The organism is Fusibacter ferrireducens (genome assembly GCF_015352425.1).
Lineage (GTDB): Bacteria > Bacillota > Clostridia > Peptostreptococcales > Acidaminobacteraceae > Fusibacter_A > Fusibacter_A ferrireducens.
This window is the reverse complement of sequence record NZ_JADKNH010000019.1, coordinates 1-12,767: the sequence shown is the minus strand read 5'-3', so window position 1 is coordinate 12,767 and position 12,767 is coordinate 1. Positions and strand designations below refer to the sequence as shown.

Genomic DNA, 12,767 nt, shown 5'->3' with positions numbered 1-12,767 from the left:
ACGACATCTCCCTTTAATCATATTTTATTCTTGGATCTGCTAATCCATAGAATAAGTCGGCGCACAAATTACCCGTAAGTGTTAGAAATGATAAAAATAGATTCACACCCATTAAGAGAGGATAATCTCTATCGCCAATAGCTTGATAGCCCAGTAATCCCATTCCTGGCCATGCAAATACTTGCTCAACGATTAAGGCACCAGAAAATAGTCCTGGAATCCAAAACCCCAATAGAGTAATGATCGGAATCAATGCATTTCTAAGTGCATGTCTATAGATGATTACGCGCTCGCTAAGCCCCTTAGAATGTGCTGTTCTGATGTAATCCTGTCGAATAACTTCAAGCATACTTGAACGCGTGTACCTCATAAAACTCGCTGTGGAACCAAGTCCTAAAACAATTGCAGGTAAAACCGTGTGCGCTATAATATCCTTAATTTGAGCCCCTATAGGCCAACTGGAAGCCTCAATTGTTCTCATACCTGATATTGGAAAAATACTGTTGTCTATTGCAAAGTACTTGATCAGTAAAAGGGCAAAGAAAAAGCTTGGTATGGATATCCCCACCAGTGCAAAGATTGTAAAAAAGTAGTCCAATTTAGTATACTGTCGCGTAGCCGATATAACGCCCGAAGGAATGCCTATGAGCAATGCCAGCAACAAAGAGACAGCGGCTAAATAAAATGTCGCCAATAATCTCTCGCCCATAACCTCAGCCACCGGGCGTTGAAACTTCCATGAATAACCTAAGTTCCCTTTTACAACTTCGCTAATCCAATCTACATATTGGACAATAATGGGCTTATCGATCCCAAACTTTTCTTTCAATCTCATTTTCTCAGCTACGGTCATTCTTGGATCCATCATTTTACTTGTGGGATCTCCCGGGGCTGTATGTATAATGAAAAAAGTAATAATTGTAATGCCAAACAACACAGGCATTATTTGAAGTACTCTCTTTAATAAATAATTTCTCATTTAGACACCCTTTCCAAACTCAACGCGCTGTCAATTTTTTTTATTATGTACATCGTCTGAAATGTTACTTCTTGCTTATATAGACTATATAGATAATAGTAGGATATATATTCTAAATATTTAGATAGCCCAGCAAATGCTGGGCTATTGTGTACTTACCGTAAACGGCATCATGTAACAAAGAGTCACTTAAATACTGACTTTTAAAGTACTCGTCAACTTATTGAACATAATCTAATTCGATGTCTTTTACAGCATACGTCCAATCATAGTAAGGTCCAAGCTCTATGTTTTTAACGCGATTATTCACACCCCAGATCTCATCTCTGTACGCATTAAAAATATAGGGAAGCTCCTCATTCGCTAAAATAGCCCATTCTTGATATAACTTTGCCCTTTTGGATTGATCATATTCCTGAGTGCCCAAAGCAAAAATTTCATCCGCTCTTTCGTTGTGAAAACCAACGGCATTATAACCGCCAAAGACATCGGCATCTGAACCAAAGATTGGCGTTGGATCGGGATCAATAGAGAGATCCCAAGCCATATTATACATTTCAAAATCTTGCTTATCAAATACTTTATCTTTTACAGCATTAAACTCCATCAATTCTGATTCCAATGACACGCCAATGGCTTTCCATTGTTCTTTAGCAAGCGAAACTAAATTAATGGGCCAGTCAATATCATTGTAAGCCGTCCACTTCAATGATAATTTAATGCCATCTTTATCTCTTATGCCATCACCGTCTGTATCAATCCACCCTGCTTCATCGAGCAGAGCATTTGCTTTGGCCACATCATAATCGTAATCATTGAGACTAGAAGATGCTGGATAAGCCCAAGATACTGGTGAAATAGGCGTATTGCAAATTGAAGCAAAACCTTCCCACTGATTCTCAATAAACAGTTTTCTATTCAGTCCGTAAGCTAAAGCTTGTCTGACACGTTTATCTGACAACTTAGGATTTCTCAAATTTAAACCAATATAATTATAGCCGTTGCCGACAAATTCTTGAACGGTTCCAATATCCGTCGACGTCATAATCTCATAGCTTTCAATACTTGGTGGTGGATTTACTAGGTCTATATCACCAGCTGCAAAAGCAGCCGTAGCCGTTTCTGTTGGTTGAATTTTAACGATAACACCATCCAGCTTTGTCTTCTTACCAAAATAAGTTTCATTTCTCGATAATTTTACATACTCACCCACTTTGAATTCTTCAAATTTCATGATCCCCGATCCCACAGGTCGATTCATCGTTGCTTTGAAAGCATCCCAATTGTCGTATTCGTAAATATGTTTAGGTAAAATACCGTATACAAAAGCCCTTATTTTTTGCACATTAGGTTTTTCAATTGTAAAACTAATGGTCAAAGGATCGATCACTTTGATCCCTTCAATGGTGTCCACTTCTCCAGCTCTATACGCTTTAACGCCCACTATATCCGCTACAGACGAGCCTCTGGAACCATCATAATCCGGATCGGCAATAGCTGTATAAGTAAAGGCGACATCTTCTGCCGTTACTGGTGTGCCATCATGAAATGTCATCCCTTCATTTAGATAAAATGTATAAGTCAACTTATCTTCCGAAATATCCCACTTCTTAGCAGAAGAAGGGATCACATTGCCTTTGGCATCATTGGTCACAAGGCCATCAAAGACGAGACTTGTGATCCAATTATCATACATACTAGAGGACATAATCGTATTGAATTTGCCATCTAATGTGGTGGTTGCGACTGTCAACACATTTCCCCTTGCCAGCGCTGGATTCTTATCTACATCTAAAGCAGGATCCTTCTCTGTCGGTTCGGGCTCTGTCGGAGTATTATTTGCAGAGGTTTCTGTCGGTATTTGAATGTCCGTTGAATCCGATTTATCATTAGAACCACATCCTATAAGTGCTATCGATAAAAACATCACAAATACAAGCAATAATACGAGTGATTTTTTCATTATAATCCCCCTTAAAATTTAGATATCTATTACGATTCTTTCGGCGGCAATGGTACTACCATATGAGCCGCAAAGTGTCTATGTGTTCCTTCTCTTGGTTGTTCTTTGCCTTTGAGATAAGAATCCGCAACTTGGTTTAATTGATCATAGAGCTCTTTTGCTTCTTCTTCTGTGAGATAGTAATCCGTCGAATACGATATTTTTCTAGAGGGACCACTTGAAAAATGCTCAATTGAATCATAAAACTCTCTAGAAATTGTTTCGAAAAATGCTAGAGAAGCCTTACTGATAGAATCATTCATTTCATCATCTAACGTAACTGCACTGCTATCAATAATGAGCTTATAGGCCACTGGTGCATAATATTTCTCCACAACACCAAACTTTATGACTTCTTCTACAAACTCTATAATGCCTACTTTCTCAAGCATTTTAATATGGTAATTTACCCTCCCATGAGGTTCATGCATGGCTTCAGCAATCTGCTTTGCGGTCTTCGCACTGCTATCAAATGCTTCTAAAATCTCCAAACGATATTGCTGAGATACAGCCTTAATTTGCTCTAAATCTTTAAGAACAAGAACTTCCTTCATAGCACCTTCCTCATCTCAAATATACCTCACTCAACATGTAAAAAATTTTCTTACTCTAAATAATTTACACACATTATAATGCTTTAACCCATGCCAGTCAATAGACCCCCATTTTTCGAACCCTTAAATATCAACGAGGATATATGTGATGTCATCATTTAATACACCTCTTTGAGCATTGATTTTATCCACTATAATGTCGTTGATCTCTCTTGAGGTTAAATTTCTAGAAGTTACGAATAATTCAATGATCTCATCCGTATCGAATATATTATTCTTTTCCTTATCTGTCAAGCCATCCGTATAAAAAAGTATCCTGTCACCATGTTGTAATTGGATGGTTTCACTGGTGTATTCTGGTGTGAAAAATCCTTCAAGTTTACAAATGGGAAATCCCTTACTCTGATCTAAAAATTCAACCTTTCCGTTGCTCTTAAATCTAATTGGATTACAGTTCATGCCTCCAGAGCAATAAGTCAACACTTTGGTATTTAAATTAAGTGTTGCATAGAATATAACCATGTGCATTTCATCAGGAAAATTCATACGATTAAATTGCTCATAAAAATACTTGAGATTTTTATCGGGGTGCATCCCTCTAAATCGTTTGATCACGCGCTCATTGGATTTTAAATAATTGTTGCTGAGCATTGTCATTAACGCAGCAGAGATGCCATGACCAGATACATCCAACAGATAAAGCGCAACGTTGTCATCGTCTATGCTATAGATGTCGTAAAAGTCACCACTGAGTCTTTCGCAAGGATGATATGCCGACGTAAAACTGACGTCCCTGTGTGTAATTTTGCTACTTGGCAAAAGAGACTGTTGAATAATTTTTGCATATTCGAGTTCATCAATAATCTTTTGGTTGACCTCTCTTACCAAAAGTGTCTTTTTATCAATAATACGCTTGAGGTATTTGGAATAGATATTAAATTGCTTTTGAAGTTGCCTGTTTTTAGCTTCAGGAATTTCTATATTAAAAGCATGAATCTCCATCAATAATACAATTAATGCCACTGCATTAATCATAGAACTTTGAATGAGTGTAAATGTTGAAAGTGACATAACGGTTAAATAAAACTGAGCAATAAATAGCAATATGAAGCTAAAAATCATCATATAAGTATTGGTCTTGGCCTTTAACAAATCATTTAGGATGAGTTCTAGCAAAAAAATCATCAGGCCTAAAAGATACAGTATATTCATAAAATATAAAATTTCATTGGGCACTATGAGTAGTCGAAACGTTATAACATAGAGAAAAATTTCACCTGTTATTATTAAAGTGCTTATACCCGTCATTTTCATATATGAATTTTCTCTGAAAAAGGATACTTTTGAAAGCAAAAAGGGCACGATCAATCCAGTCAAGAATAACGACTTTCCAATCGTCAAAAAAAAGGTTACTTCTCGAACCAATGTGATATTGCTCGTCAACAATATGATCATAGCAATACCCATATTTATCACATATAAATACGTCCCAAAAGCAATTGCCATGAACTGTCTATTGATATTAATTCTGCTTGCATAAAAAGTTGTATTGATCAAAATGGAGCCTATGACAACATTGAGCAACAGGATGCTACCGAGCATGATCTTTGCATAAGTCTGCAAAAAAACAGTAAGAAAAAAACGCTCCAGTAACAACATCCCCACTAATATTGTGCAAATGGTTAAAATTCTTTGATACTCCTTTAAATGAGTTTGAGTCTGATACATTATCCACCTCAAAGTTTATTTCTAAACAAGACGTCTTCTTTTAAATCATTTTAAAAAAAGTTAGAACATTGCCGTTCTAACTCTATGATACCACTTTCATTATACACAATTTTTACACATCAAAACAGCTTCCACCAATAAATTCTTTCAAGATCGAAACATAAGGCACCAAAGTATCATCATCAATAGATTTGAAATAGCTTAAAAATTTGAGTAACAAAACGGCCTCTCCGTATTCTGCATCACTTGGCAAAATTTCTTCCAACAGAGGTTCAGCATGTTTTTTCAGTACGGCAAGTTCATAAGGCAATGCCGTGTTAAACATCGCATCCGCTTCCTCTTGATAAGGGAAGATATTGCGTTCCTCGCCTCTTCTAACGGAACTCCACATGCCAATTGTTTTTTTAGCAGAGTGGCCTCTGAACTGATTGTCTCTCACAATACGTCTTAAAAGTCTCGTTTGAGTTGTGGGAATCCTGTTATGCTCATCTATATTGAGTTGCGTTAAAGCGCTGACGTAAATTTTAAATTTATCTCTTTTGAATATTTTACTTGTCAATTGCTCATTTAAGCCGTGGATGCCTTCAATAATAATCGGTTGATCCTCTTTAATTGAAAAGGGTTTGTTTCTAACTTCACGTTTACCCACATGAAAATTGAAAACAGGTAAATCCACCATTTCACCATCCAGCAACATCATCAAATCCTTATTAAACTGTGCAACATCCACAGCGTCTATGGACTCAAAGTCAAGCTCGCCCTGCTCATCTCTCGGCGTCTTCTCTCGATCGACAAAGTAATTGTCCGTTGAAATCGTAATGGGATGAAGCCCATTAACCTTCAGCTGTATCCTCAATCGATTGGCAAATGTTGTTTTCCCAGAGGAAGATGGACCTGCAATTAAAATAACCCGTTTCCCCGTCTTTGAAATCTGATCTGCAATATAAGCGATTTTCTTCTCATGGAGTGCTTCGGCAATTTGGATGAGTTCAGGGTGTTCTTCTTTCTCAATGAGCGCATTCAAATTGCTCACATAAGCCATCTCCATAATCTCACCCCAACGCTCACTCTCACTGAAAATATCCGCAATTTTAGGAGATTCCACAAAGGCTGGCGCCATAAAAGGTGAATATTTCGTTGGGTGCATCAAGATCATGCCATTGTCGTATTTAACCATATCAAAATTTTGAATATAGCCTGTACTTGGCACCATGTAGCCATAAAAGTAATTTTGCAACTCTCCACATTGGTATAAATTGATATAATCAGATTCACGATACTTTAACAAGTCTACCTTGGATTGCATCTTATAGGCTTCAAATGTATTTCTAGCCGTTTCTATAGCGGTCTTCTTTTTGACAAAGGGCTCATTTTGAGAGATAATCTCTTGCATTCTTGATTTTATAACTTCATAATCTTCATGCGTAAGTTTGCGTTTATATTCAAATTCACAATACAAACCTTTACTCAAAGAATGTTCTATTTTAACTTTGATCCCTTTAAAACTTTCAATTGCAGCTCTAATCATAATAAAGGATAAGCTTCGCTGATAAATTTTCTCGCCATCTGAGGTCTCTAAATCAACCATTTTTACGTCACAGCTTTTCTCAATGACCTCTGTAAGTTCCCTGAGAACATTACCACATCTAACGGCCACAATCAAAGGTTTTTCTGGCGTCTGTATTTTTCTAGCTAAACTTTCATAGGTTGCACCTTCTTCAAGTTCAAATGTACCGAATTCTCTTACGTTGACTTTGATCATATTTCTGCCTCCATTTTTTTATTCAAAATGCGCCATCTGAGCATGTGAAGTTTGAACATACCCGTAGTACTCGCTTTCAAGTAAACTGATGATATATTCGTTAATAAAAGAATACTTATACCTGTAGATATCCACTTCAAGCAACTCTAAACACTCTCTAAAATCATCTAAAACGCAATATGGATTCCCATATACACGTTGAATTTCGTCAATGCTTACACCTTTAAAACCGTGTCCAATGAGCGATTCGTGCCTCAATTCAATAAGTTGGTTCATCTTCTCCGAACTTAAAACTTTTATGACACGCTCTCCTTTGACATCCTGTTTGGCATATTTTCTAAAATAAGTGTTAATACCATAAATCAAGTTATTATTAAAAATCTTGTAATGATTTCTTAGAATCTTTAAAACTTCTTTTTTTTGTATAAACCTTATGTGAAATGTAAAAGTGCGATCATTTAAATGTTTCTTAATGAACATGTACTTGTAAACAGCTTCTTTAAACCGATAAACTCGACCTAAAAAATCAATATACTCCTCATTGACAATCTGAAATTTAACATTCTCCAAAAGCTCAGAAAACAAGGCATCTGGTTGACCATTATTTAAATCTTCCAAATTCTTCTTTAAATGCAAACAGGTTTCATTTATTCTTGTCTTTTCAGAAACATGATTGAGTATCTTGCGTGCCGTTTCAAAGTCAAAGTTCACAGCATACCGACAGGAATCCATCAAAACGCCTGCATCTGATCTTTCAAGCCCTTTTTCCTTTAATAATTCAAAAGCACCACCGTAGTCATAGCGTTCAATTAATTTTTTTACCACTTGCATTGATTCAGTCATGCAATCACCAACTTTTACTTTAATTTTTGAATAAAAGCTTCAATTTCTTCCGATTGTGTTTGATATGCCTTGCCATCAATAATGAGTTTATAACCATGTAAGAGTTGTGACGTAATCGTCTGAATCTTTTTGCCACCATACTTGACATCACCAACAATAGGATGACCAATGCTAGCCATACTTGCTCTAATTTGGTGACTTCTTCCTGTTAAAAGTTCTATTTCTACTAAAGTATACCCTTTATACTGCTTCAAAACACTGTACTTTGTGTGACAAAATTTAGATTCATCTTGATTTGATTTTAAAATTTTAACTTTATTTTTTATCTCATCCTTTATCAGATACCCTTTAACTTCGCCAGGACCTTTTAAAGCACCCTCTACCACAGTCAAATAATATTTGCCGATTTTACGTGCTCTCATCAGTGCATTGTACAATTTTAAGCTTTCATACGTCTTTGCGAAGAGGATGAGACCACTGGTGTTTTTATCAAGCCTATGAACAGGAGCGGGTTTAAATGTCTTCGTGCACAGATCTGCAAGATAATATTGAACAATTGTCGCCAATGTGTTTTTATATTCATCTTTGTCCGGATGCGTTAACATGCCCTTCGGCTTATTCACAATTAAAATATCGTCGTTTTCAAATACGATATCCAACCCAATTTGATCGGGTTTTACGGGAACGATTTCTTTCATCAATCCTTCAATGGTCTCGTCTTGCAAAAAGATGTCCAGTTGATCATCTTCTCTCAGAAAGTAATCTTCTTTCACTCGGACGCCATTGACTTTAAACATCTTTTTACGAATCAATTTGTACACATTGGTCCTTGTGGTGTTGTTAAAGTACTTTAGCAAAAATCGATCTAGCCTTTGATCCGCTTCATTTTTGGTTATCATTATGGTCTTCATTGATACCTCACAGTTAGTATTCGATAAGGGGTACTGACTTTATACCCAATTTTCTCGTAAAGATGTATTGCATGTTTATTATTTGTCATGACAAATAGATATGGTTTTTTTTCCTTTTCAAGCAATTGACGTGTCAATTTTAGAGAAATAGCTTCTCCAATCCCCTTTTGCCTGTAGAGAGGATCCACATAAATACCGCCAATAATCCCCAACGTGCTGGTTTCTTCCTCAATGAGCCCTTGACCGATTAACCCTTGGCTCGATCTGACAAGATAATATTTTTTTTGCTTTAACATTTCCCTGAGGTCTTTTGAGATATCATTAATTGATTTTACGTTTCGTCCAAATTGCGTTTCAACATTTATAAAGAATTTCAGTTCCTGAAAGACGTCTCCAGATGCAGCACTAATCCATTCAAAGGGAATCTCGACATTTTCAATTTTTCGATTTGAATCATAGCGCATTAAAATACTATCATCTTCATGGAGTGAATCAAGCGTCCTGCAAATAACCCTATAGATACCCTCTATCACACTGACTTCGCCTTTAATATATTTGGGTTTATGATGTTTAATCGCCTTTAAAAGATTTAAATTGCCTAATACGACAGAATCAGAATAGTGCACTGTTAAAGAATTTTTATTTGAAAAGTAGAATAATCCAACGAGATCACCCTGCTGTATATAACCATAAAAAGTTCCCTGCAAGATATCTTGCTTTAATTCTTCATAAACTTTTTGAAAATATAAAGTTTCTTCAAAGTTGCTTTCTAAATAGGCTCCAATTTGTTGTATATCTGATTTTTCAAGTTTTCCAAACATGTCTATGCCTCCTTCAAAAATTGTAACATGAAAGTAATCAATTTGAAAAGAACATTACTTTAAGAAATGAATAAATTATGATATTCTAATAGATGAAGACATATTTTTGAATCCCTGACCAATATTTATAAACTGGAGCGTCCCATGATAGAAAAAATAAAAGACATTTTGTATGATTTAAGTGATATAGTCGTCTCTTTACTCATAATCGCCATTATATTTGTTTCCGTTTCTTGGAAAATTTCTGACACCTTAGATGTCAATTTAAGAGAAACATTGACAAATCCGTCCATAGAAGCTGAAAACGATCCCCCAGTAACTGTCATTATTCCCAATATAAATCCAAACGAGAATTCTGATCCCACAGGCGAAAATGCCGAGAATACAGACCCAACAAGTGATCCTACAACAAATACGCCGAAGCCGACTCAACCAGATGGAGACACCACGACGCCAAGCGATCCAGCTACCAGCCCTACGACGAATAGTCCAACGCCGCCAGAAACAAGCAGTCCAAGTTCTGACGCACTTGTTGCCTTTGAGGTTCCAGAAGGTGCAACAGGTTACAGTATTGGTAAAAAGCTAGTGTCTGAAGGTTATGTGGATGATGTGAATACTTTTGTAAATCGTCTGGTTGCACTTAAGCTCGATAATAAGCTCCACGCAGGAACTTTTAAACTCAGCAAAAGCGATTCTTTGGATGTCATCATCAAAGTACTTGCTGGTCAGGGCAGATAACGACATGGCGCATAAAAGCAAATTGAGTCTCACATAAAAAAACGATGAATTCATCATTAGACTGCTTGAACTCTAATGATGAATCCATCTTTTTTTTATGGTAAAGTATAACTATTCTTCCCGATTAGAGCCTTGAAAAAGCTTTTAGCTCAACACATATTATTTAAAGCAATAGCGTAGCAGTTATCAACTACTACGCTATATTTCACTTTAAACTAAACCTCTATCAATTGATCAGTCCAGATGCCGCGAGTAAGTTTTCAATCGCCTGAACAGCCTGAGCATGAGTTAAAATTGACTTTGGTGAAATCGTTTTGCTTGTGGTCCCACTAAAAACATGAGCTGAGAGCACTTCTCTAACAGAATCTTCCGCCCAATTTGAGACTGTTTCATAATCCGAATAGCCTTGATATCTATCCTTGTCGTGGCCTTCAAGTTTTGTTATTGTCATCGCATTTTGATACATGACCATAGCCTCTTCTCTAGATATTGGATTATCCCCTCTGAATGTCCCATCTGGGTATCCAGATATAATACCGTACTCATTAGCAATAAATATCGATATATCACTTTCATTTCTGCTGTCCAGGTCTTTAAAGTCAATCTCAGATTCAAATCCTTTTCTATAAAGCCCTAATGCCCTAACAATATACTCAGCAAAATCTGCTCTCGTTATAGCAGCATCAGGTTGAAATTGCTGTGGATTTATAATAACAAGTCTTGAAGCTAAGTCATTAACTGCCTCCTTGGCCCAATGATTTTCAACCGATTTAACTGTTATAGGATTCAAAATCACTGAGTATCTTGAATTGGTAAGCGAACTTATCATTGCATACCATTTTCCCTCTTTCATAAAGACTTTTGTTGGCACATGGCTATAAGTGCCATCTGCATTGAATACAATGCCTGTTGTTATTTTTTTAGGATCTACATCTTCAGGAATTTCCATCGTACGCTCAACATAATTTTCAAAACTACTTATGGATTGCTCTCTTATTGTACCATCATTTTGAGTCGTTCTTGCTACAATTTCAAATTCAATAGGTGAAAATGCAATTTCTGCACCATTAGATTTGACAACCTCATTGTACTGATCCACTATTTTCTGGTCTAATTCAGCAATTTTAACTTCAATTTTAATGGATAACAGTTCATTCTCTGGAACACCTAAGTTCTTGGCTACCTTACCAATTGTAAATTCCTCTGCTGGTATAACATATTCAACATTTTTATGCTTGATAGATACATCAAACGTATTATCTTCTAATTTTTTGACAACATCCCCTGTCAACTCAACTTTTGCAATCTCAGCCGCCTCATTTGATACAGAGACTTGAATAACATTCTTTGTTGTATCAGTGGTGTTTTCAATGATTTCTTTAACAATAGCTTCAATAGCATCTGTTTCAACTGCTACGGTAGTTGTTGTCTTTCCGTTTTCTGTTGAACTATTTTCTTTGGCAACATTTTGCGCCTTGCCATTCACCGTGACAATTGTAGTATCATTTTTTGGCGTTTCAATGTTAGGAGCAGTGCCATCTCCGCTTCCAGACGAATTATCTTCATTGTCATCCGAACCAGTGTCTGGCTGAATATAAGCTGGTATATTTATTTTCAAAATATTGCTCACATTATCTGCACTGTCTTTAACTTTAATATAGATGGATTTTGCACCTGCTGTGAGGCCAACAGGGTTTGTGATTGTGATCTCACCTTGTGAACACACCGTCCCTGAACCGCTTGTGTCTATGGTTGGCTCTGGATCGCCTGATGCAACGACTTTGTAGTAGTACCTCCCGGATTCATTAGAAGTGAACTTCACAGTCACTGCCGCATCGCTGGTTCTATTCACTGCACCTGCAGTCAATACTGGCGCAGTAGTATCTGGTTGAATATATGCCGGTATATCTATTTTTAAAACATTGCTCACATTATCCGCACTGTCTTTAACTTTGATGTAGATGGATTTTGCGCCTGCTGTAAGGCCAACAGGGTTTGTGATTGTGATCTCACCTTGTGAACACACCGTCCCTGAACCGCTTGTGTCTATGGTTGGCTCTGGATCGCCTGATGCAACGACTTTGTAGTAGTACCTCCCGGATTCATTAGAAGTGAACTTCACAGTCACTGCCGCATCGCTGGTTCTATTCACTGCACCTGCAGTCAATACTGGCGCGGTAGTATCTGGTTGAATATATGCCGGTATATCTATTTTTAAAACATTGCTCACATTATCCGCACTGTCTTTAACTTTGATGTAGATAGATTTTGCACCTGCTGTGAGGCCAACAGGGTTTGTGATTGTGACCTCACCTTGTGAACACACCGTCCCTGAACCGCTTGTGTCTATGGTTGGCTCTGGATCGCCTGATGCAACGACTTTGTAGTAGTACCTCCCGGATTCATTAGAAGTGAACTTCACAGTCACT

Annotated in this window: 10 protein-coding genes; 1 reads left to right on the top strand and 9 read right to left on the bottom strand. The window is 36.9% G+C overall.

The window, feature by feature from the left end; translation table 11 throughout:
• Positions 1-13: 13 nt before the first annotated feature.
• The 8 genes from ISU02_RS21520 to ISU02_RS21485 all read right to left on the bottom strand — a co-directional run bounded on the left by ISU02_RS21520 (position 14) and on the right by ISU02_RS21485 (position 9,600).
• On the bottom strand, positions 14-979 hold the full coding sequence (locus tag ISU02_RS21520) for an ABC transporter permease (RefSeq protein ID WP_194703920.1): 966 nt from the start codon (positions 977-979) through the stop codon (positions 14-16).
• A 220-nt stretch (positions 980-1,199) separates the two neighbouring features.
• Complete coding sequence (locus ISU02_RS21515) at positions 1,200-2,942, bottom strand: ABC transporter substrate-binding protein (protein ID WP_194703919.1); 1,743 nt, start codon at positions 2,940-2,942, stop codon at positions 1,200-1,202.
• A gap of 29 nt (positions 2,943-2,971) precedes the next feature.
• A complete protein-coding gene (locus ISU02_RS21510) occupies positions 2,972-3,535 on the bottom strand; it encodes an ArsR/SmtB family transcription factor (protein ID WP_194703918.1) in 564 nt (187 codons plus the stop codon).
• Positions 3,536-3,658: 123 nt separating this feature from the next.
• Positions 3,659-5,263 carry a PP2C family protein-serine/threonine phosphatase gene (locus tag ISU02_RS21505; protein WP_194703917.1) on the bottom strand — a complete coding sequence of 535 codons (1,605 nt, stop codon included), beginning with the start codon at positions 5,261-5,263 and terminating at the stop codon, positions 3,659-3,661.
• Positions 5,264-5,375: 112 nt separating this feature from the next.
• Positions 5,376-7,025 carry a nucleoside kinase gene (locus tag ISU02_RS21500; protein ID WP_194703916.1) on the bottom strand — a complete coding sequence of 550 codons (1,650 nt, stop codon included), beginning with the start codon at positions 7,023-7,025 and terminating at the stop codon, positions 5,376-5,378.
• Positions 7,026-7,043: 18 nt separating this feature from the next.
• Positions 7,044-7,868 (bottom strand): hypothetical protein, encoded by an 825-nt coding sequence (locus ISU02_RS21495; protein ID WP_194703915.1) that lies wholly within the window; start codon positions 7,866-7,868, stop codon positions 7,044-7,046.
• Between the two features lie 14 nt (positions 7,869-7,882).
• Entirely contained in the window at positions 7,883-8,779 is an 897-nt protein-coding gene (locus ISU02_RS21490) for an RluA family pseudouridine synthase (RefSeq protein ID WP_194703914.1), read from the bottom strand.
• Positions 8,776-9,600 carry a GNAT family N-acetyltransferase gene (locus ISU02_RS21485; protein ID WP_194703913.1) on the bottom strand — a complete coding sequence of 275 codons (825 nt, stop codon included), beginning with the start codon at positions 9,598-9,600 and terminating at the stop codon, positions 8,776-8,778. Before ISU02_RS21485 ends, ISU02_RS21490 begins: the two co-directional genes overlap by 4 nt.
• Positions 9,601-9,744: 144 nt before the next feature.
• Between ISU02_RS21485 and ISU02_RS21480 the strand changes: the two genes are divergently transcribed.
• On the top strand, positions 9,745-10,338 hold the full coding sequence (locus ISU02_RS21480; protein ID WP_194703912.1) for a hypothetical protein: 594 nt from the start codon (positions 9,745-9,747) through the stop codon (positions 10,336-10,338).
• Positions 10,339-10,564: 226 nt separating this feature from the next.
• On the opposite strand, the gene ISU02_RS21475 is transcribed toward ISU02_RS21480, so the two are convergent.
• Positions 10,565-12,767 (bottom strand): S-layer homology domain-containing protein (locus ISU02_RS21475; protein ID WP_194703911.1); only part of this gene is annotated, 2,203 nt, incomplete at its 5' end.

Coding starts and splice junctions, on each gene's coding strand:
- ISU02_RS21485 (WP_194703913.1), bottom strand. CDS start 9,600: ATGTTTGGAAAACTTGAAAAATCAGATATACAACAAATTGGAGCCTAT.
- ISU02_RS21490 (WP_194703914.1), bottom strand. CDS start 8,779: ATGAAGACCATAATGATAACCAAAAATGAAGCGGATCAAAGGCTAGAT.
- ISU02_RS21505 (WP_194703917.1), bottom strand. CDS start 5,263: ATGTATCAGACTCAAACTCATTTAAAGGAGTATCAAAGAATTTTAACC.
- ISU02_RS21495 (WP_194703915.1), bottom strand. CDS start 7,868: ATGACTGAATCAATGCAAGTGGTAAAAAAATTAATTGAACGCTATGAC.
- ISU02_RS21515 (WP_194703919.1), bottom strand. CDS start 2,942: ATGAAAAAATCACTCGTATTATTGCTTGTATTTGTGATGTTTTTATCG.
- ISU02_RS21500 (WP_194703916.1), bottom strand. CDS start 7,025: ATGATCAAAGTCAACGTAAGAGAATTCGGTACATTTGAACTTGAAGAA.
- ISU02_RS21510 (WP_194703918.1), bottom strand. CDS start 3,535: ATGAAGGAAGTTCTTGTTCTTAAAGATTTAGAGCAAATTAAGGCTGTA.
- ISU02_RS21480 (WP_194703912.1), top strand. CDS start 9,745: ATGATAGAAAAAATAAAAGACATTTTGTATGATTTAAGTGATATAGTC.
- ISU02_RS21520 (WP_194703920.1), bottom strand. CDS start 979: ATGAGAAATTATTTATTAAAGAGAGTACTTCAAATAATGCCTGTGTTG.